At 54.6% G+C, this 21726-nt stretch carries 15 protein-coding genes; 4 read left to right on the forward strand and 11 right to left on the reverse strand.

Translation table 11 applies throughout. From position 1 onward, the window contains the following. Window positions 1-4: 4 nt before the first annotated feature. The 5 genes from IX84_RS08895 to IX84_RS08915 all read right to left on the reverse strand — a co-directional run bounded on the left by IX84_RS08895 (window position 5) and on the right by IX84_RS08915 (window position 10695). The gene (locus IX84_RS08895; protein ID WP_044218988.1) at window positions 5-3667 is read right to left on the reverse strand and encodes an efflux RND transporter permease subunit; all 3663 of its coding nucleotides are present in this window, start codon (window positions 3665-3667) and stop codon (window positions 5-7) included. Between the two features lie 154 nt (window positions 3668-3821). Beyond that, complete coding sequence (locus tag IX84_RS08900; RefSeq protein ID WP_044218991.1) at window positions 3822-4280, reverse strand: HYC_CC_PP family protein; 459 nt, start codon at window positions 4278-4280, stop codon at window positions 3822-3824. Window positions 4281-4340: 60 nt separating this feature from the next. After that, window positions 4341-5936 carry a T9SS type A sorting domain-containing protein gene (locus IX84_RS08905; protein WP_044218995.1) on the reverse strand — a complete coding sequence of 532 codons (1596 nt, stop codon included), beginning with the start codon at window positions 5934-5936 and terminating at the stop codon, window positions 4341-4343. A gap of 70 nt (window positions 5937-6006) precedes the next feature. Next, window positions 6007-8622 carry a PQQ-dependent sugar dehydrogenase gene (locus tag IX84_RS08910; RefSeq protein ID WP_044218997.1) on the reverse strand — a complete coding sequence of 872 codons (2616 nt, stop codon included), beginning with the start codon at window positions 8620-8622 and terminating at the stop codon, window positions 6007-6009. A gap of 219 nt (window positions 8623-8841) precedes the next feature. Beyond that, entirely contained in the window at window positions 8842-10695 is a 1854-nt protein-coding gene (locus IX84_RS08915; protein WP_152604973.1) for a hypothetical protein, read from the reverse strand. A 120-nt stretch (window positions 10696-10815) separates the two neighbouring features. On the opposite strand from IX84_RS08915, the gene IX84_RS08920 reads away from it, so the two are divergent. Further along, window positions 10816-12363, forward strand: coding sequence for a thiol-activated cytolysin family protein (locus tag IX84_RS08920; protein WP_044219003.1), 1548 nt, complete (start codon window positions 10816-10818; stop codon window positions 12361-12363). Window positions 12364-12422: 59 nt separating this feature from the next. Here the strand turns inward: IX84_RS08920 and IX84_RS08925 are convergent, their stop codons facing one another. The 3 genes from IX84_RS08925 to IX84_RS08935 all read right to left on the reverse strand — a co-directional run bounded on the left by IX84_RS08925 (window position 12423) and on the right by IX84_RS08935 (window position 14693). Then, a complete protein-coding gene (locus IX84_RS08925) occupies window positions 12423-13283 on the reverse strand; it encodes a fumarylacetoacetate hydrolase family protein (protein WP_044219005.1) in 861 nt (286 codons plus the stop codon). Window positions 13284-13285: 2 nt separating this feature from the next. Then, window positions 13286-14065 carry an SDR family NAD(P)-dependent oxidoreductase gene (locus IX84_RS08930; RefSeq protein WP_044219009.1) on the reverse strand — a complete coding sequence of 260 codons (780 nt, stop codon included), beginning with the start codon at window positions 14063-14065 and terminating at the stop codon, window positions 13286-13288. A gap of 73 nt (window positions 14066-14138) precedes the next feature. Beyond that, window positions 14139-14693, reverse strand: a complete 555-nt coding sequence (locus IX84_RS08935) for a hypothetical protein (protein ID WP_044219012.1) — start codon at window positions 14691-14693, stop codon at window positions 14139-14141. A gap of 92 nt (window positions 14694-14785) precedes the next feature. On the opposite strand from IX84_RS08935, the gene IX84_RS08940 reads away from it, so the two are divergent. Genes IX84_RS08940 through IX84_RS08950 form a run of 3 tightly spaced genes read left to right on the forward strand, consistent with a single transcriptional unit; the run spans window position 14786 to window position 18959 of the window. After that, window positions 14786-15568, forward strand: coding sequence for a type III pantothenate kinase (locus IX84_RS08940; RefSeq protein WP_044219014.1), 783 nt, complete (start codon window positions 14786-14788; stop codon window positions 15566-15568). 3 nt (window positions 15569-15571) lie between these two features. Beyond that, window positions 15572-16714, forward strand: coding sequence for a methionine aminotransferase (locus tag IX84_RS08945; protein ID WP_044219017.1), 1143 nt, complete (start codon window positions 15572-15574; stop codon window positions 16712-16714). Window positions 16715-16721: 7 nt separating this feature from the next. Beyond that, on the forward strand, window positions 16722-18959 hold the full coding sequence (locus tag IX84_RS08950; RefSeq protein ID WP_044219018.1) for a DUF5682 family protein: 2238 nt from the start codon (window positions 16722-16724) through the stop codon (window positions 18957-18959). 266 nt (window positions 18960-19225) lie between these two features. Here the strand turns inward: IX84_RS08950 and IX84_RS08955 are convergent, their stop codons facing one another. The 3 genes from IX84_RS08955 to IX84_RS08965 form a co-directional block, all read right to left on the reverse strand. Continuing rightward, window positions 19226-19864, reverse strand: coding sequence for a LysE family translocator (locus tag IX84_RS08955; protein WP_044219021.1), 639 nt, complete (start codon window positions 19862-19864; stop codon window positions 19226-19228). 24 nt (window positions 19865-19888) lie between these two features. Continuing rightward, on the reverse strand, window positions 19889-21196 hold the full coding sequence (locus IX84_RS08960) for an aminopeptidase P N-terminal domain-containing protein (RefSeq protein WP_044219025.1): 1308 nt from the start codon (window positions 21194-21196) through the stop codon (window positions 19889-19891). A gap of 137 nt (window positions 21197-21333) precedes the next feature. After that, the gene (locus IX84_RS08965; protein WP_044219028.1) at window positions 21334-21720 is read right to left on the reverse strand and encodes a YkvA family protein; all 387 of its coding nucleotides are present in this window, start codon (window positions 21718-21720) and stop codon (window positions 21334-21336) included. Window positions 21721-21726: the final 6 nt, after the last annotated feature.

Consider the following 21726-nt stretch of genomic DNA (forward strand, 5'->3'; position numbering starts at 1 on the left):
TACCTCATTGATCCCACCTCCTCCGCCCCTCCATCCAAAGCGCGTACAGCACCGGCACCGTAAACATGGTAATCACCTGCAACACCATACCGCCGAAGGAAGGAATGGCCATCGGCAGCATAATATCAGCTCCCCGGCCCGTGGAGGTCAGGATGGGCAGCAGGGCGAGTATGGTGGTAGCGGTGGTCATTATCGCCGGGCGTACCCGCCGCAGGCCGCCTTCCACTACCGCATCCCGTATACCTTGTATGCTTTCCGGCTCATTGCGCTTGAAACTGTCTTTGAGGAAAGTAGCGACCAATACGCCGTCATCGGTTGCAATACCGAAAAGGGCCAAAAAGCCGACCCACACCGCCACGCTAAGGTTGATGGGGCGGATTTGGAACAGCTCCCGCATTTCCGTACCGAAGAGGCTGAAATTGAGGAACCAGTCCGTATCGTACAGCCCGATCATGATGAAGCCACCCGAAAAGGCAATGAAAACTCCGGTGAACACCATCAGCGAGATGGCGACGGAGCGGAACTGGAAGTACAAAATGAGGAAAATGATCGCCAGCGAAATGGGCAATACGATGCTTAGCCTCCGGCTGGCACGCACCTGCTGCTCGTAATTGCCGGCAAAGCGGTAGCTGATGGCGGGCGGTACTTCCAGTTCACCGGCTTCGATCTGCTCCTGTAGGTAGGCTTTGGCATTTTCCACAACCTCCACTTCCGAATACCCGTCTTCCCGGTCAAAGAGCACGTAGCCAATCAGAAATCCATCCTCGCTTTTAATCGCCTGTGGCCCGGCTTCGTAGCGGATGTCCACCAGCTGCCCGAGCGGGATAGGTTGCCCGGTAGCGGTAGGGATGTACACTCGTTTTAATGCTTCCGGATCATCGCGCAGCTCACGCGGGTAGCGCACCCGGATGGCGTAGCGTTCCCGACCCTCCACAGTGGTGGTCATGGCCATTCCGCCGATAGCGGCCTGAATATGCTGCTGTACCTGCTCAATCGTCAGCCCGTAGCGGCTGATGGCCCGCCGGTCGATATCAAGCAGCAAATAAGGCTTGCCCACGATACGGTCGGCAAAAACAGCAGAAGCTTTGACGCCTTCCACCTCCTTCAGCAGGGTTTCCAGTCTGAGCCCAAAGTCTTCGATGGTCTGCAGGTCATTGCCCTGCACCTTGATGCCCATGGGGGCACGCATCCCGGTCTGTAGCATGACGAGGCGGGTCTCAATAGGCTGCAGCTTGGGCGCAGAGGTGACGCCCGGCAACTTAGTCACTTGCACAATTTCGTTCCAGATATCATCCGGGCTTTTGATTTCATCCCGCCACTGCCGGAAGTAGCGGCCATTCTCATCGGGGATCAGTTCGCCATCTTCATCGCGTACATATTCCCCATCCTCGTAGCGGAATCGGATACGCTGGCCGGCTTCGTTGGTTTTGTACTCCGATTTGTAGAGGATGACATTTTCGTACATCGACATGGGTGCGGGGTCAAGTGCCGTATTCGCCCGCCCGGCTTTGCCGACTACGGACTTTACCTCCGGGATAGCCGTGACCGCCATATCGAGCAGGCGCAGGTTTTTGATGTTTTCCTGCATGCCCGAGTGCGGCATAGAAGTAGGCATCAGCAAAAAAGCGCCCTCGTCCAGCGCAGGCATAAATTCCTCTCCGGTGTTTTGGTACACCCGAAAGCCGAGGAACACGAGCGCGCCCACCACCAACAGGAAGAGCAGTTTGAACCGCAGCAAAAACCGCAGTATGGGCTCGTAGTAGTAGATGACCACATGGAAAAACCCGATCAGCAGGCCCGCCAGCAGCGCAACAAACAGGAAGTTGGTAAAGGTGCTTTTCACCACGCCCAGCGGCATCCACACGCTGGCCAGCAGCCAGGTGACGACGAGGGCGTATAGTATGTTTGTAGCCCAGGAAGCCCACTTGGCAGAGCGGGCCGCTCCCCTGCTCTTAATCCGGTAGTTGATCCAGCCCGCCAGCCCGATTAGGATGAGCGCGCCGCCGTAGAACGGATCGACCCATACCGCGAGCAGCACACCCGCCAGTACAGCCAGCCCATTCGCCATGTATGCGGCAGCCTTGGAGCGCGACCGCATGGAGAATACGCTGTGCGCCACCGCCGGCAGTATGGTGATAGCGACGATGATGGCGGCAATCAGCGCAAAGGTCTTGGTGTAGGCCAGGGGGCGAAACAACTTGCCCTCTGCCGCTTCCATGGTAAAAACAGGCAGGAAACTGACCACCGTGGTAGCGACCGCTGTCAGCACTGCGGAGGCGACTTCAGTAGTGGCTTCGTAGATGGTCGTCATCAGGCTTTCGCCCGGCGGCGCTTCTTCCATGCGGTTGACCATGCTCTCCACCAGCACAATACCCATATCCACCATGGTGCCGATGGCGATGGCGATGCCGGACAAAGCCACGATGTTGGCATCTACGCCAAAGTAACGCATAGCGATAAAGCACATCAGCACCGCTACCGGCAGGGAGGTGGAGACGAGCAGGGAAGAGCGCAGGTTGAGCAGCATGAGGATGATTACCACGATGGTGATGAGCACTTCCAGCTTCAGCGCTTCCTCCAGGGTGCCGATGGTCTCGTTGATCAGCTCCGTACGATCGTAGAACGGGATGATCTTCACCTGTGATACCGTGCCGTCCGCTAGCGTTTTGCCGGGCAGGCCGGGTTCCAGCTCCGCGATTTTTGCCTTTACGTTATCGATGACCTGCATAGGGTTGGAGCCATAGCGGGCAGTCACCACACCGCCCACCGCTTCGGCACCCGATTTGTCGAGCACACCGCGCCGGGTAGCTGGCCCCAGGCTCACCCGCGCTACATCGCCTATACGGATGGGCACGTTGTCATTGACGGTGACTACACTCTGCTCAATGTCTTCGATTTGCTCCACGTAGCCCAGGCCCCGCACGAAGTACTCGGCCCGGTTGATCTCCATGGTCTGTGCGCCCACGTCGATATTACTGCCGCGGATAGCGTTCATCACCTGCTGCAAGGTTACGCCGTAAGACTTCAGTTTGTCCGGGTCTACATCCACCTGATACTCCTTGACGAAGCCGCCTACGGAAGCCACTTCCGATACGCCCTCCGCTGCCGACAGCCCGTAACGCACGTAGAAGTCCTGAATGCTGCGCAGCTCGTGCAGGTCCCAGCCGCCGGTGGCGTTGCCGGAGGAATCTCTTCCTTCCAGGGTGTACCAGTAGATTTGACCGAGGGCGGTGGCATCCGGGCCGAGGGTAGGCTGTACGCCTTCCGGCAGGGTATTGGCAGGCAGGGCATTGAGCTTTTCGAGTATGCGGCTGCGGCTCCAGTAAAACTCTATGCCTTCATCAAAAATGACATAGATGCTGGAAAAGCCAAACATAGAGTTGCTGCGAATGCTCTTCACGCCGGGTATACCGAGCAGGGCGGTGGTCAGCGGGTAGGTGATCTGATCCTCCACATCCTCCGGGGAGCGGCCGGGCCATTTGGTGAAGACGATCTGTTGGTTCTCGCCAATATCGGGTATGGCATCTACGGCTACCGGGTCGCGTGGCAGCTGTCTGATTCCAAAGTCAAAGGGTGCCGTTGCCAGCCCCCAGCCGATGAAGCCGAGCAGCAGCAGGTAAGCCACGAGTTTGTTGTCGAGAAAGAACTGGATAAAACGGTTCAGCATGGAAGTTAACTTTCCGGTACACAATAGGCGGAGTGCCTTTGCAAAATAGCGAGTTTACACCATTAGCGCTTACGCAAAAAAGCAGTCTAAGCACCGGATTGGTGACACGCTCACGCGCCACTGAGCAATCGTCAGCAGCCGGGAAAGCCATTTTTTATAACAGGAAGGATTGGGTCAGGACAGGGATATCCCTGGCTATGAGTGGTGGTTTGTAGTTGAGATAGGGAGCAGGTGAATCAGTGCATGCTTCAGCGGGCAGCAGGCTAACGGCATAAGCAAACAGGAAGTACTGCAGGCTTGGATTCAGCTCCAACTCCGTTGCAGTTTGCATTTGTCGGTCGTGATCTGCTTCTACCTGCACGGTATGGTTGTCGCAGCAGTTGGATTTTTCCAGTGCCGCTTCGCCCTTTTCTGCCATCAATTTCCGGTGGTGGGGGCAGGTAATTTTGGCGGCAGCCTGTTCGTGGCAGCTCGGCGCTTTGCCCCAGAAGCTGATGGATTTCAGCTCGCCTTTGCAGAAATGCATATCTACTGCGAAGCTCACTGAGGAGGTGAGGATTAGGGCCGCCAGGATCAGGGCCGTTATTCGATATGCAAAATGCGTTTTTGGCATTAGAGGTAATTAACGTACTGATAAAAGTACGTATTTGCAGCCATAAATGTTTATCGCCTTCTACTTTTTCAAAAAACGCTCCACCACCTGCGACTGCCCAGCCGTAAGATTCAGCAAGTAAGCACCAGTCGGTAAATCCTCGATACCAAGGGTAGCCGTTTGCTCTCCGGCGCCCAGGTACCCCAAATCAGTCTGCCGGATGATTTTGCCCTGATAGTCTACCATCGTAGCCAGCACAGTAGAAGCTTCCGCCAGTTCAAAGGACAGTTGCAACTGATTTACTGCCGGATTGGGCGAAAGCAACAGCGACTGCAATTTGGGCTGAGCGGGTACCTCCTGATTGTTACTGAGTCCTTCGGGCTTGAGGTAGACCCGGAACAGGCTGTTCGTGGCCACGCTTTGGGTACCGTCATTGATGAAGAAAATATTTGGTTGTGTGCTTTCAATACCACCCACCAGGTAGCCGATGAAGAGGCTGTCTCCGGCTGCGGGGAGGTTGAGCATTTGTATGTCCGGTTGCCAGTCCAGCGTGTTGTCCACAGGGATGAATTCTGACCCTGCGCCCAGTAGTGCGGGCAGCTCGCCTACGCGCTGTTCAGTCATGCTACCGTCTGCATGCCGGGTCACCCTGCCAATAGTGGGCACGAAGGGTACTTCCTGATCTTCCTGTAGTTCGCCTTTCGCATCGAGGTAAAACTGGCTCATGCCACCGAAGAAGAGGGTGTGCATATCGCCTGTGGTGGTATCGTAAATCGGTGCCGTTCCGCAGTGGTAGTGGTTGAGGTGCTGCTCAAAATCGTTATTAACGGTATAGCCTGCGCCTGTAATGTCTACAGCGTTTAGAAAAGGCAGGTCCACCGCATGCTGAAAGACACCGGAGAAGGCCGTCATGCCCAATTCTTCACCCGGAAATACCTGCTTGACGAGGTTGTAGTCGCGCCGGTGCAGGTTCATCTCATCCGTCCAGGTTTCATACCACCCAATTGAGGGGTCGGAATCGATATTTTCAATGATAAACCGGCGGATGGAATTGCTGTACTCCTGCTCAAAAGAAGGGCCATTGTGCGGATTGTAACGCCCGGTGAAGCGGTGCCCCCCGACGAGATAGAAAGTATCCTGCAGGTGTTGCAGGTAGCCACCGGTGACCGCCATCCGGAAATCGGGCACATACTGGAAAGCCGGCGCAATATCCCCATCATTCAGCAGGGCACTGACCAGGGCCGGCACGTCCACTACCGTGAGCATAGCGTAGGTGATGTGGTCGTTCATGCTGGGGCTAAAGCCATACCCCCCGGTAATGATCAACTGGTTGTCCACCTGATGGAATTGCATATTGGTAGACTGCAATTGCTCCTGTAGCGGTTCTGGCAGAGCAGATACGCTTTCAGACCAGTGCCCGCCGGTTTCCGGATGAAGCAGGTGGATGGTCGTGTTGTTATCGGAAGCCAGGAAGGAGGCAAAGGGCTGCCGTTGGTGCAAACCATCCTTGCGCCCGCCAATGATCAAGATGTGGCCATCGTGCGTAGCGGATACAAAGGACTGTAGCCCATCGAAGCCGTCGATGGTGAAAGGGTGGACGGTAACCGAAAAGTCAGACTGTGCAAAAGTGGAAGTCAAAAGGCTGCTGAGCAACAACACCAGGGTAAAGGACCGCATGTTTTTATGCTATTTGTTTAGCACAAAAAACCAGCATTCTTTACAGACTTTATGTGATAAAAGTCACTTCCTATTGAATCACAAACCGGCGGATCTCCTGACTGCTACCGCTCCCAACTTTCAGTACATAAGCGCCAGGCTGTGCCATACTCAGGTTGATAAAGTAGGAATGTCCTTCAAAAACCGCTGTTTTCACCAACTGCCCATTGAAGTTGTAGACCTCCAGCTCAAAGGGCCCTTCCCAGTCATCATCGAGGCGCAGCCCGACCCAGCCATTGCTCGGATTGGGGTAAACGATAAGCTCGTGCACTTTGCCTGCGTCTTCCGGCAAACCGTCAATCCACTCAGCGAGGTATTCAATGTAGGGTTCATCAATTATGGAACGGGCAAGCGGTGGCATCTGATTGCTTGATAAGCTGGCATCCCGTACCCAGATTTCAGAGTTGGCGTGGTCGCCAGGTTTTACAATCATTCGGTTGGGGTCAGAATTGGAACTGCTGGTGGGCTCCTTAATGAGGTTTTGTAAATGCAGCGGCAGCTGGAACCGGAGATCCATCTTCAGGTCCTGTACGCCACCCAGCCGATGGCAGGAGGCACAGTTGGCATCCAGATAGGAGCGGACGCGCAGCTCCAGGTCAGCCTCTGTATCGTCAATGGCATAGGCCCGTGGGTAACTATCGGGATTAACGATGGAGTGATCGAGCATGCCCACATCGCTCAGATAGGCGAGCTGATTCAAAGTCTCGCCCGAAGCCGGATAGGTGAGGTCGCTTTTGAGCTGATGGGTTTTCACGCCAAGTACGAAGTTGGCATTGGCAGTATGGCAGCTCAGGCACTGATCCCGGCTGGGGTAGTCCCAGGTTTGTTCAGCTACGGGCATGCCTCCTTCATAGAGGGCAAACGTTTTCGAGGCATCGGCCTTAAGCAGGAATGCATCCGTCCCCTCATCATTCCATTGATAGGTTAGGCCGTAGCTTTTGCCATCCGTACCCAGCACGAAAAAGCGGGTTTCCAGCGGGGCTGCCTGCCCGTTGGGGCGTGCTTTAGGCCGCTCAAAATGTTTGATAAAGACGGTGCCTTCCGGAAACCGCCAGTCTTCCCGGCTGCTGAATTGAATTTTTTCCGCCGGGCTGTCGAAGGCCCCATCATTAGGGATAGCCATCCACCGGCGCTTGGCTGCTCCGTCAGACCAAAGCGGGGAGTTGACCTGATAAGGTAGAATGCCGGGGACGGTTTCCAGGGTAGAGAGGTTGGTGAATACCCCCAGGTCTGACAGGCGTTCGGGTGGGTCGGCGATAGTTTCCTGTGCGGTCAGACGGAGGATTTTGCCGGGTGCAAAAAAGTCATTAGCGCTTTGAATGGTCAGCAATACCTCCCCATTGGGTTGGGAAAAGATCCCTGTGATGCCCGCACTGCTGGAAAGGTCAAGCCCGAGGTTGCGTATATCTGCAATCAGGATATCCCGTTCCCCCTGTTGGTTGTCAAAGTCGTAGTCCAGCGACATGAGTTTACGCTTGCCGTAGTCAGCAAAAAGATATTTGCCCCAAAGATTCGGGAAGAGGTTGCCCCGGTACACCTCACCGCCAATGATGCAGTTGCCAAAGTCCCGGCTGTACTCATGCAAAGGCGGCTGTTCTTCTCCAATTACCTCGTCCGGGCGGGCGTATTCCTCAGAGGGCACCGTGCCTTCCAGAAAAGGCCACTGCAGGTTTTGCCCTTTACCGATGATGGAGATTTCTTCCCGCAGGACCTCGCCCACATCAGCCAGCCAGATGCGGTCCTCCACCGGGTCATAGCTCACACCATAGGGGCTTCGGATGCCAATGGCGAAGAACTCCTCCATCAGGCTGCTGTCGGGGCTCAGCCAGGGATTGTCGTTAGGTATGGAATAACCCTGCGAATAGGTCAGTCCCCAGCTGGGGTCTTGCGGTCCCCATTCTGAGGGCTGCGGCTGTCGCCGGATGGGATGGCTGCGCGCCGGGTCGTTGTCCACATCTATGCGGATCAACCCTCCAAAGAGAGCCCGGTCTAGGCGCTGATTGGATATTTCCTTAAAGTGAAAATGCCCTTCGTCTCCCAGACCGAGGTATAGGAAACCGTCATCCGGGTGGAAAAACATACCGCCACCGTTGTGCCAGGTGCTGCGGTCGTATTGCTGAAACAGGATTTGCTCCGTGCTGTTGTCAAAGGTGCCGCTGCCTTCATCCCACCGGAATTTAGAAAGCCGGCTGAAGCCTTTCTCATCCCAGCTGTCAGGCTGTGGTTTGTAGCGGTAGAATACAAAAATAAGCTGCTTGTCCGGAGCATCGGGGTTGCCAAATTCCGGGTGGAGGGCGATGCCGGTGGTGCCTGCCTCGCCCTCTTTGAAGGCCCGGTCTTTGATGTCGAGTACCAGGTGCTGCGTCTGTTGAGCCAGGTTGACGCGCCAGACTTCTCCAATCTTACTAAGCACCAGTACATCTTCGCTGCCCGGAAAAGGGATAATCCGTAGCGGAGAGGGAATACTGAGTCCCTCCGAGATATCTTCCAGGCTCCAGGCACCATTAGCGCCGGGTGTCTTCGATGGCAAAACACCATTCAGAAACGGGCCGATAGGGCCCGGAGGCGTAGGGCCAGGCGGAACGAGGGTAAAGGCCATAAGACCGGAAAAGAATAGAAAAACAAGGAGGTAACGCCACTGGAGCATAGCTGAAAGTTTTGGAAAGTTGCCCGGTAGATTTAGGCAGCATGAAGGCCCGGGCGCAAAAATACTGCCTCAAATATAGCAGAAAGCGAATAGAACCACAGTGCGCCCTTCCGCAAAAACTTTAGCAATGTCATCTATCCGATAGCTGCTATGGACCTCCGCCGTTTATCAGGAGCAACATGCCGGTTTGCTGATCGTCTTGCACCCGTGAATGCAGGCCTACCCAATTTGGCGTAGCATATCTTCCAGGCTTTGGTTATCCGTTTCGGTTGCGGTGGCAAGTTTCTTTTTCAGGCGGTATTTACCCTTACGTACACTTTCCGGTTGAATATTTAAAAGCGCAGCCGCTTCTGCGATGGTTGTACCCAGACGGAACAGATAGGCGAGCCGTTTTTCAGTAATGCTGAGCGTTGGGAATTTCCGTTCCAGTTGTTCAGAGAAGTCGGCATGCACAGCCTTGAAGTAGGAGGTGAACGTGTCCCAGTCTTTGTCCAGGGTGTCCTGAGTCCGGAGGCTATTGAGCAATTTCTGGTGCCCCTCGTCCCCGGAAGTGGTAGTCTGATTGCTCAGCTGATCCTCTACCTGCTGCAGAATATTGTTTTTCTGCAGGAGGTGCAAGCGTTGCGCGGCTAATTCCCGCTCCCGGTGCCGTACTTCAGCCTTTAGTGTCCTTTGCCGCAACCGATAAGTGTAATAGCCTCCCCCCAGCAGCAGCAGCGCTGCCAACAGTCCCAGACCCAGCAAACGGTTTCTGAGCAGGGCATTTTCTTTTTCACTGGCCAGCCGTTTGATTTGGGCCGCCTTGAGCGCAATTTCCCGCTCTTTGAGTTCTGTATCATACTCTAAATGCAGCTCGGCAATCGCCTGTGCCTGCTGAATGGAAAACAGGCTGTCGCTTAATGCCTGTGCCCGTTCGTAGGCGGCCAGGGCTTGCTCCGGACGGCTAAGCTTGGATAAAACCGCTGCTTTAAACCTAAGGGCGCCCCGAAGATAGCTTGCTCCTTCATGGTCTTCAAATATGGCAATGCTACGGTCTGCCTTGTCCAGTGCCGGAAGCCATCGTTGCTGTGCGGAGTCGATACGGGCAAGGAGCATCTGGCAACTGCCGGCCATTATGGGCAGGACTTCTTCGAAAACAAGCTGTGCGGTGGACGCATCTGACGCGGCTTGTCCCAGTTGGTGCCCGCGCTCCAGCCAGCTCTCTGCCCGCAGTAATTGGGCATGAGCGATATTGTAGGGCTGTTGCAATTGATTGCTCAGCGCAATCGACGCGGCGAAGGTGGAATCAGCGAGCCTATGCTTTTGCAGCCTGTGGTAATTGGTGCCCAGCAGAGTCAGCACTTCTGCGTAGTACTGCTGTTGGCCGGCCAGTTGATAACGCTTCGCCGATGCAATGAAGTAAGGCAGCGCTTCCTGGTAATTGGACTCGTCGAATAGCGTCTTGCCAATATGCTGCTCGGCCTCAGCAACCCGAGCTGTTTCCTGTAGCGCGAGGTGGACTTCCCGGGCGGTTTGAAAATCTTTTAGTGCCAGCCTGCGGTAGCCCTTTTGCTGATAAAGCAGCCCTCTCTGCACGAAGTGTTCGGCGAGCAGGGAACTGTCCTGATGCGCCACCAGGTATTGCATGCTTTCTTCAATGGCTTCCAGCGCCCCTTCTATGTCGCCTGCTTCTGAGCGCAGTATGGTCAGGTTTTTACGAATGCCGATCATGTGCAGGCTGTCCCCGTCAAGGGCAGCAAATTGCATGGCGGTATCCAAAGAAGAACACGCCGATAGCGGCCGGCCGCCCATATAGTGATAGTTGGCCCGAAAGTTATGTACATCGCTGAGCCCCCTGTAGTACTGCTGCGGGCCGAGGTAGCTTTCGGCAATCCGAAGCAGGGAATCTGTTTTGACAGGATTTTCCCAAAACCACGCTTTGGCTAATTCCAGATAGCGCATACCCGTGATGGTATCATGTGCAGGTTGTTGTACCAGCTGAGCCAGGCTGTCAATAGGGTCTGCCGGTAATTTTTGCGGCAGCAGCAACACTGCTGCCTGTAGTAGGATGAAAAAGAACCTTTGGGATTTCATAAGGTGAATATAGGGCAAAACCACAGTATTTACCAGTTGTCCACGATTTGTCCACGCCAGTATTTTGGGTGGCGGCAGTGGGAGCATCTACATTTGTGCCATACCAAAATCCATTCTGCAATGACTTTTCGATTGACTGCCTTACTATGCTTCTTGAGCCTCTTCCTTTTCCAATCCTGCAACAAGGATGAGGAAGAAATGCCAGCCCCTCCTGAAGAAAACCCTATGGCTACGGACATCAATGCTTACATCCGGAGCCTGACCTACAACCCCGTAGAGATGCTTAACGTCAATAATACGCCCGGGGATCTGGCACAGAAAGTGCCGGGAGAGCCAAATACCGATACCGGCCCGCTGGATCGTGGGTACCGTACTACCTGTGTTAGCCAGCCCTATGAGTTGGATAGAGATTTTTCAGAAATTGCCATCCTCAATCCGGGCAGTGGGAATGTATACCCTGGTGCCCTGGTCCTGGCCAACGCTGACCTATTGTCCGGTACACCCCGCCCACTGGGCCTGGAGCGCAACCCGGTAACGCTGACCATCGACCTGCCTGGGATAGGGGAAGAAGGTTCTTTTACAGTTGCGGAACCCTCCAATGCTACGGTGAGCCCGGCCATCGATGAGGCATTGGAACATTGGAACAATACGGCTTTTCAGCAGGGCTACTTCAATGGTGCCCGTTCCTATTACGAAGCCAGTGAAGCCTTCGAGCAGCGGCAGTTGGGGATTGAACTGGGCATAAATGCGGAATGGGTAACCGGGTCTGTGGCTTCCCACCTCAGCACCAGCACTACTACCGACCGGCGGGTGGCGCTTCTGGCCTACCGGCAAATCTTTTACACCATCACCGCCCAGTCGCCCTTTGAACCTACGGACTATCTGGGGCCCGATGTCACTTTGGAGCAGGTGCAGTCCTCTACGGATGATAACAACCACCCGGCCTACGTGAGTGCCGTAGACTACGGCAGGATCATCCTGTTCCGCATGGAAGCCACTAATGTGGAAACATCCATCGACCTGAACGCTGTGATGAACTACGCGGCCGGCGGGGTAAGTGTGGCCGCTGACGTAGCCAGCCGGTACGATGAAATACTAAGCAACTCCTCCATCAGTGTGCTCACCATTGGAGGGAGTGCTCAGAGCGCTGCCCAGGCACTGGAGAATATCAGCGGCCCGGGAAGCCTGACCCCGCTAATTGTCGAGAATGCCGTCTACTCCCGGGAGAATCCGGGGCTGCCTATTGCCTACCGGGTCAATCTGCTAAGTGACAACCGTATCGTCAAAATGGGATTTAGCTCTGATTATACAGATGTGCGTTGTGGAAAAATCGCCTACAATCATCCAAGGATTGACTTTTACAATGATTTCGATACCTACAACTTACGGATTAAGCTGACCTACGATCACGATTATCCGCCTGCAGATGATACGGGCGAAACCACAGAGCTGCAAATTAACGATGAAAGCTCGGCCACCTTGCCGGACGTGCCAGACGGCGCATTCGATGTCCGTATGATTGTCAGGCGGATTGATGGGTTTACCTGGCGGGAGTGGGAAACGAGAAATCTTTACCACATCTCTTCAAGCCAAAACGAGGATTGCTGGCGGGCCTATCGAGGTGGGTTTTCCACTAGCTTCGCTACCTTTTTGGAAAAATGTGATTAGTGGAAAATTAGAAGCGCCTGTTCGTGCCTCAATTGAAGTACGGACAGGCGCTTAACCGCTTAAGCCGGGCTCCAGGCCCTAGCCGTTTGCCGGCTGCTGCCCAGCCCGTCAATCCCCAGCTCGACGATATCACCGGGTTTCAGGTAGCGCTGTGGGTCTAAGCCCAGGCCTACTCCAAATGGTGTACCGGTAGAAATGATATCACCGGGCAGCAGGGTCATGTACTGACTGATGTAGTGCACCAGATAAGGAATATTGAATACCAGGTCAGCCGTGGTGCTGTCCTGCATGGTTTCCCCGTTGACCTTCAGCCAGAGGCGGAGGTTGTGAGGGTCCGGGATTTCGTCTGTGGTGCCAATGAATGGCCCGATGGGCGCGAAGGTGTCACAGCTTTTGCCTTTGACCCACTGTCCGCTTTGTTCCAGCTGAAAGGCCCGCTCACTCACATCATTGTGCAGCACGTAGCCCGCCACATGGCTCATGGCATCCGCCTCGTCTACGTAGGAAGCGCGCTTACCGATCACAATGGCCAGTTCGACCTCCCAGTCCGTCTTTTCGCTGTTTTTGGGGATGATGATGTCATCATTGGGGCCGCAGATCGCAGTAGTGGCTTTGAAGAATAAGACAGGGGCTGTGGGCACGTCCATGCCGCTTTCTTTGGCGTGTTGGGCGTAGTTGAGCCCCACGCAGACAATTTTTGAAACCTCAGCTACCGGTGGTCCAAGCCGGGTTTCGGCAGGCACCACCGGGCAATCATCCAGGTTTTGCCCCAGCCAGGAGCGAAGGTCTTCAAGGTCGGTCCCTCCAAGAAAAGCTTCGTCAAAATCCTGCCCAAAGGCACTCACATCACGGTAGTTGCCATTCTGATCAATAATGCCGGGTTTTTCGGTTCCGGCCGCTCCAAATCGGATTAGTTTCATGCTTAGGTATTCAAGTTTACGAACCCGCCATCAATCGGATAGTTGGTGCCGGTGATAAAGCCTGCGGCATCAGAGCAAAGGTAGAGGGCCAGCTTGGCGACTTCCTCCGGCGTGCCCATCCGCCCGATAGGCTGGGTTTTGGATAATTTATCGAACATTTCAGCTTCCTTTCCCGGATAGTTGTCGGCCAGGAAGCCATCCACGAAGGGGGTGTGAATACGGGCTGGCGCAATACAGTTGCACCGGATGTTATCCGCCAGATAGTCCCGGGCAACGGTGTAGGTCATCGTCAGCACCGCCCCCTTGCTCATGGAGTAAGCAAAGCGGTCAGGCAGCCCAATCATGGAAGCGATGGAAGCCATATTGAGAATGGCCCCGCTCTTTTGGCGCTGCATGTGCTTAATCACGGCGTACATGCCATTGTAAACCCCCTTGACATTCACGGCGTAGATGCGGTCGAATTCGGCTTCCGATGTGGCATCGAGGGTACCCACATGGGCAATGCCCGCGTTGTTGACAAGGATGTCCATCCGGCCAGTCTTGTCCACAATCCGGTTCACCAGGTCCACCATCTCCTGCTGCTGACTGACATCAGCCACTTCACAGTCTGCCTTTCCGCCGGTCTCCCGGATCGTTTGAGCTACCGCTTCTCCTTTGGCTGCATCGCGCTCCAGGATGAAGACATGAGCGCCTGCTTCTGCAAATATTTTTGCAATGGACTCACCTATGCCACTTCCCGCGCCGGTGATGAGGGCAGTTTTGCCATCAAGTCTGATTTCCATAATTTGTGATTTAGTGGAGCAGATCGTCTGACTACTCCACTAAAAAGAGTCTTCGGCGCAGGGGTGTAATCAATTATTCCGGAGATTCTCCGCCATTGGCACCGAAGTTGAGCTGAAAACCGATGCGTTTGTTGGGTTCATCATCGTCGTAGTCTTCCCAATTGGTGATTTCCTGCAGGAATTCCTCCATATGGCGCAGGAAGTAGGGCTCTTTTAGCTCTTCGGGCCGGTAAATGGCAATGGTCTTAGGTGGGCGGGGCTGCCCGTAATTCTCAATGAACGGATAATTGATCAAAACGATGATCTTGCCGTTAAAAAGCTGCTGGTACACGAGCGAGCCATTGTGCTTGATGAGGTGGCGCTGCACATCATCGCTCACCTGCTGGTACATACCGCTTTTGGACTGTCCCAGGGTGAGTACGATGGCCTCCAGGTTTTCCACATCCGAACGGTGTTCCAGGCGGGCAGCAAAGCCGGTAGCTTCGAGCATATCCTGTAAGGTGTCCTGAATTTGCTTGCACGTCTCCGTTTTCCAATTCTCCCGGTAGGTCTGCGTATTTTGGAGGACTTCCTCGTACTGTTGTACCTTTCGCTTGAGGTTGAATAGTTGAGAATCAGGTTGTAGCATCAGATTTTGGTTTTGGTTGCGCTTAAAATATAAAAAAAGCCACAGGGCTCCCCGGATTTTTTTACATTTAGGGAGATAGCAAAAGCCAAATAATGATCCTAGCCATAGATATCGGCAACTCTAATGTAACGCTCGGCTTGTATACCGATGGGCACTGGGCGCATTTTCACCGCCTGCCTACCAAGACCGACCAGCAGTCTGCCATGTTTTATCAGATGGGCTGCACTTCCTGGCTGATGGAGCAGGGCATAGAGGCGGGGGCTATTGAGCAGGTTGTAGTGAGTACGGTTGTCCCGGCCCTGAAGCGCACCTTCGTACAGCTGAGCCGGCACCTTTTTGGGCAGGAGGCGCTCCTGGTCGCTCCGGAAATTTACCAGCACCTGCAGTTGAAAATCGACCGGCCCGAAGAGCTGGGCACCGACTTGTTTGCCAATGCAGTAGCAGCCCACTACCTGCACCGGCAGGACTGCATTATCGTGGACTTTGGCACGGCGCTGACCTTTACAGTAGTGGATCGAAAAGGGCAGTTGCTGGGTGTTTCCATCGCGCCGGGCCTGAAAACGGCAATTGGTGCCCTGTTTCAGAAAACCGCACAGTTGCCGGAGGTACCGCTGCAAATGCCGGAGTCGGCTATTGGCAGAGATACGGTACAGGCTATTCAAAGTGGAATCCTGGTAGGTTATGTGGGGCTGGTGCGGCATATGTTGTCCAGTATCCGGGCGGAAGTTGGGGAGCAATACATGGCGGTGGCTACCGGAGGGTTATCAGCTATTCTGCATCCACTGGAGACGGATTTCGATACTATTGACCCTCATCTTACGCTGGACGGGCTACGGATCATCGCAGAAGAAACGACTAAAAATCTTACTACCTAAACTATGCAAGTGTATTCCAAGCTGCCGAATGTCGGCACCACTATATTCTCTGTTATGTCGGCTCTGGCCAATGAGCACGGGGCGATTAATCTCTCTCAGGGTTTTCCCAATTTTGAGTCCCCGCAGCGGCTCACCGATCTGGTTTGCGATTACCTGCAGAAAGGGTACAATCAGTATGCGCCCATGCCGGGCCTGCCGGAGTTGAGGGAAGCGATTGCCGGGAAAATCAACCTGATGTATGGTGTTGAGGTTGACCCGGGCTCAGAAATTACCATTACTGCGGGGGGAACACAGGCCCTCTACTGCGCCATCGCTGCCTTCGTCCGCCCGGGCGACGAAGTCATCTTGCTGGAGCCCGCCTACGACTGCTACCGGCCCGCCGTGGAAGTCAACGGGGGCATACCAGTCATATACGAACTCAAAGCCCCGGACTACAAAGTCAATTGGGACCATGTGGAAGCGCTCCTGACACCGGCTACCCGCATGATCATTATCAATACGCCCAATAACCCTACAGGTACCACCCTCCAAACCACTGACCTGCTGGCTCTACAGCATCTCACGCTGGGCACCGATATCCTGGTGCTGAGCGATGAGGTGTATGAGCACCTGATTTACGATGGGGCCAGCCACCAAAGCGTGCTGCGGTTTCCGGGCCTGCGCAGCCGAAGCCTGGCAGCCTATTCTTTTGGGAAAACCTTCCACAACACCGGCTGGAAAATTGGCTACTGTGTCGCCCCGCCCGAACTGATGGTGGAGTTCCGTAAGGTGCATCAGTACAATACCTTTGCGGTGCACCGCCCTACGCAGCATGCGCTGGCTGACTATTTGCAGGATGCAGCTACCTACCAAAGCCTGCCGGATTTCTACCAGCAGAAGCGCGACCTGCTGCTGGAAGTCATGGAGGGCTCAAGGTTCAGAGCACTGCCCTGCCGGGGGACTTATTTCTGCAATTTCGATTATTCCGGCATCAGCGATGAACCGGACCGGGTCTTTGCGCATCAATTGATCACGGAGCATGGGGTGGCAGCTATCCCGGTTTCTGCCTTTTACACGAGCGGGCGGGACGAGCGCATCATCCGGCTCTGCTTTGCGAAAACCGAAGAGACGCTGCGGGCGGCTGGTGAGCGATTACGAAAAGTATAAAAGACGCATGTACAAGATCTACGGCATACGGCACCACGGGCCGGGCTCTACCCGGAGCCTTTTACAGGCTTTGGAAGCGCAGCAGCCCGACTGCCTGTTGATCGAAGCGCCGGAAGACGCCAGCTCTGCATTGGAGTACATGTTGCACCCCGGGCTGCACCCACCGGTCGCCATTCTCATCTATGATGCCAAAGACCTGCGGCACGCCTCCTATCTGCCCTTCGCGGAGTTTTCACCCGAGTGGCAGGCCGCGCAGTTTGGGTTGGCTCAGGGGCTGGATGTCCGGTTTATAGACCTGCCCATGAGCATACAGTTTCAGCTTGGAGAAGAAGAGCAGCAGTTGTCGCTGTCTTTGCCGGATGCAGCCCGGGAAGCACCGGAAGTACGCGACCCTATGGGCTACATGGCCCGCCTGGCCGGCTACCGGGACAGCGAGCGCTGGTGGGAGGCTACCTTCGAACAGCCCGAGCATGATATCGATATTTTCGCAACCATAATTAGCCTGAACACGGCCCTGCGCGATGAACTAGGGCGGTCAGAGCGCCCCCTCAACCGTTTGCGGGAAGCTTACATGCGCAAGCAGCTGCGCAAAGCTATCAAAGACGGATTCAAGAATATCGCTGTGGTTTGCGGTGCCTGGCACACTCCTGCGCTGTACTACCTCGACCGCTTCAAGCAAAAAGACGATAATGCTCTGCTCAAAGGGCGCAAAAAGCGTAAAACCACTGCCACCTGGATCCCCTGGTCGTATCAGCGGCTGGCATTTCAGAGCGGGTATATGGCCGGTGTGGTCTCTCCGGCTTACTACGAGCTGCTCTTCAGCAAGCGGGAGGAGACCGTACAGTACTGGATGGCGCGGGTAGCCGGTTTGCTTCGGGGCGAGGGCTTTGACGCAAGTGCTGCACAAGCTGTCGATGCTGCCCGGCTTGCCCACACGCTGGCAGGCATGCGCGGCCAACCGGTAGCAGGCATTGATGCCATGAAAGAAGCTGCCCTGGCGGTCTTCGCGCAAGGGAGCCCGGAGCCTTTGGAGCTTATCGAACAGGAACTTATCATCGGGCAACAGGTGGGGGAAGTGCCGGACAGCATCCCGCAAATCCCTCTGCAGCAGGACATGGAAGCCCGCATCCGCTCCGCCCGGCTGACCAAGCTGTACAAGTCAGGTGCACCTGAAGATAAAGCCCTTGATTTACGCAAAGACACCCACCTGGATGCCAGCCACCTGCTGCATCAGCTGCGGATTTTGGATGTGCCCTGGGGGCGTGTTCAGGAGCAGCCGGACGGCAAGCTGGGCAGCTTCAGCGAGTACTGGCACCTGCACTGGCAACCCGAGTATGTTATCCGGCTTATACAGGCTGGGATGTGGGGCAATACCGTGGAAGCAGCCGCTAATAACTACCTCCTGAAAAAAGCTCAGGAAGCCCATAAGCTTGATGAATTGGTTGGTCTGGCTCGTGAGGCACTGTTAGCCGGGGTCACCGCTGCCTTTAACCCCCTGGTGCGCCAACTGGAAGACGCAGCGGCGGTTACTCAGGATGTGTACGCCCTTATGCAAGCCTTGCCCGTGCTGGCCGACATTCAGCGTTATGGCGATACCCGGCAGACGGATACGGAGGCCGTGGAAGCGCTGATCCGGCATATGGTGCCCCGTATTGCCATTGGACTACCAGCAGCGGTGCTGAATATTGAGGAAGAAGTTGCCCGCGACTGGCTACAGCAACTGGTGCAAAGCAACCGCGCCATCAGCCTGCTGAACGAGCCTGCATTTCACAAAGAGTGGAACCGGTCACTTGGGCAAATCACGAATGCTGCACCGGCGCACCCGCTGCTACGGGGGCTTTGTACCCGTATTTTGTTTGATAAATCAGTCCTGTCTGACGAGGCGGCAGCCACACATATGCGCTATGCCCTTTCCTCCGCTGCTGAAGCAGAGCAGAGTGCTTTGTGGCTCGAAGGTTTCCTCTACGGTAGTGGGCTGTTACTGATTCACATGCCGGCGCTCTGGCAAATTTTGGACGAATGGATTGCGGAACTGCCGCAGATGGTATTCGAGCAGACCCTGCCTTTGCTTCGCCGTTCGTTCGCCAATTTCTCCCCTCCGGAGCGGGAAAAAATGCTGAGCCTTTCCAAAACCGGTGCGCCTAAGCCTGAAGCGGAAGGAGAAGCATTGCCCAAAGCCAGCTTCGACCAAAAGCGTGCCAAGGTCGTCTTTCCTACCCTCAAGCTGCTGCTGGGGTTGGATTAGTTCCGAATTAAAGGAACCTTAACCTCCACTTCATCTTCAGTTAAGGCTAAAAGAAGACATTTGCTATTGTAAATGTTGATTTCTTGCTGTCAAGACATCTTAATAAGATGCTAATCTTTCCTGCAATTTAAAGTCGCTTTTTAAAGCCAGGTTCGTGCCGCCCGGCACCTACCTGGTTATTTTGCAGGAGCAAAACGAAGACTAAGAATATCCTATACTGTAGCCCTTTAATTCTTTGGCTGTGCTGTTCCTAAGCACAGCCTTTTTTACATCATCCAGAGGACTCTGCCCAGTAATACTGCCGCAAAGACAATCAGTGCAATACCGGAGATACGCCGTAGCCAGAGCAGATGGATTGGGCGGAGCACCCGTCGTATGCGCTTAGCCAGCAGGACTTTCAACAAGTCGGTGATGATGATGGTGCCCAAAATGCCTCCAAAGAAATAGCGGGCTTCCATGAGTTCCATTTCTCCATCTACCACAACGGTAGAAGCGACACCAATCCAAAAGAAAAAAGTAAAAGGGTTGATGGTGTTGATGAGGAAGCCTTTGAGCCAAAGCCCGGAGTAGGAGGACGTACGCACCGTTTCCTTCGACCATTCCGGGAGTTCGTGAGCTTTCGGTACGGTAAGCAGTGCCCCCAGCCCGAATGCGGAAAGGGTTATGCTGCCGCCAATGCCCAGGTACAAGCCAAAGTTGGGACCTTCCACCACCTGACTGATGTAAGCCAGCCCGAAGTACACGGCCGCGATGAACAGAAAGTCGCTCACCCAGATGCCCAGTCCTACGGTAGCCCCCGCCCGGAATCCCTCCTCCACGCCCGCCTGAATGATGGCGAAGAAGATAGGCCCAATGAGCATGGCGAGGATCAAGCCGACTTTGACCCCCTCAAAAATGAGGTTCATAACAGATAGAATTTGGTCAAAGGCTTAAGTACTGCTCAGTATGCTTGCATTCATGTGTTCTTCAATGGCTTCTGCCTCTACGGGAATGTGGGCGCAAAGGTCTACCGGGCCGTCATCGGTAACCAGGATGTCATTCTCCAGGCGGATACCCAACCCTTCTTCGCGAATATAAATCGCAGGCTCGCAGGTGAAGACCATACCCGCCTGTATCGGGTCGTAGCGGTTGGAGAGGTCATGCACATCGAGTCCAAGGTGGTGGGAGGTGCCATGCATGAAGAACTTTTTATAAGCCGGAGCCTTTTCGTCCTGATTTTTGAGGTCTGTTTTGTCGAGTAGCCCCAGTTGGAGCAGTTCGCTTTCCACCATTTTGCCCACCTCCTTATGATAATCTTCCAGCATAGTGCCGGGCAGCAGCATTTGCTGAGCGCCTCTCATGCAATGCAGTACAGCATCGTACACTTTGCGCTGTCGTTCTGTAAAGCGCCCGCTAACGGGTATAGTACGGCTCAGATCGGCAGCGTAGTTGGCATACTCTGCACCAAAATCCAGGAGCAGAAGGTCGCCGTCCATACAGCGCTGATTGTTTTGGACGTAGTGGAGCACGCAGGTGTTTTTGCCACTGGCCACAATCGGCTCATAGGCGTGGCCCCGGGCACCGTTGCGGATAAACTCCGCGATGATTTCTGCTTCCACTTCGTATTCCATTACACCGGGGCGGACAAAATCCAACACCTGCTCAAAGGCCTTGCCGGTGATATTCACCGCGTGGCGGATAAGTCCGACCTCCGTAGTAGATTTGATCATCGCCTGCTTTTTGAGCAAAGGCTGCGCCCGGTGAAATTTATGCAACGGGTAGCGTTCCTGTAGTAAACGGGCGAAGCGCATGTCCTGTGTTACGACCCCGGAGGCGAAGCGGTCGTGCTCATTGAGGTTAAGGTATACCCGCTTGGAAAGCAAAATGAGCTCATGAAGGATGTTGTCCATCTCATCGGCCCAGTAAATCTTCTCAATTCCGGAAATCTCCCGGGCTTGTTCCTTGGTCAGCTTGTCACCTTCCCAGATCGCGGTGCGCTCATCGGTACGGCGGATGAAAGCCACTTCCTGAAAGCCTTCCTTGATGCAATCGGGGAAGAGGACAATCACGGTGTCTTCCTGATCCAGCCCGCTGAGGTAGAACAGGCCGCTGTTTTGCCGAAAGGGGAAAAAGGTATCTCCGCTCCTGGGCATCAGGTCATTCGATTGAAAAATGGCAATAGAGTCCGGCTGCATTTTACGCATGAACCGCTGCCGGTTGTATCGGAAAAGCTCGGAGTTGATCGCTTCGTAACGCATGTGTTTTTGCTTTTAGTCGTAAGCAGGTTGGCCACCTGAACCGGAAGCCCGGGCAGGGGCAAGCGCCAAATTGCAAAAATTGCCGGAAGAACAAAAGTGGTAGGAGTAGTTTGGAATGATTTTACGGTTACGGACCCTTAAAGTTTGGCGTCTACTTCCGCCAGTTCGTCCTCATCATAAGTACCAAACCAGCGGTGGAGCTGCCCCTTGGCTTTTTCCTTGACCTCCTGATTGACATAAGCGGCGATGGTCACGAGCCCGAAAGCCAGCACGCCGATATCATCGGTATAGCCAATGATAGGCGTGAGGTCGGGCACAGCGTCAATGGGTGAAAGAAAGTAGCCCAGGGTGCCTAGCACGATGTTTTTGGCCCAATAGGGCGTATCCTTACGGCGGTAGGCGTAGAAAAGGAGCAGGGCAGAGTAGACCGTCTTTAGTCCTGCCTGACGGGCATAATCCCGGAGTTTACTCCAGAAGCGATTCTCAGAGAACTTATCGATGTAGGAACGGAATGGATTTTCCATAGCTTT

This window comes from Phaeodactylibacter xiamenensis, assembly GCF_000759025.1.
GTDB lineage: Bacteria > Bacteroidota > Bacteroidia > Chitinophagales > Saprospiraceae > Phaeodactylibacter > Phaeodactylibacter xiamenensis.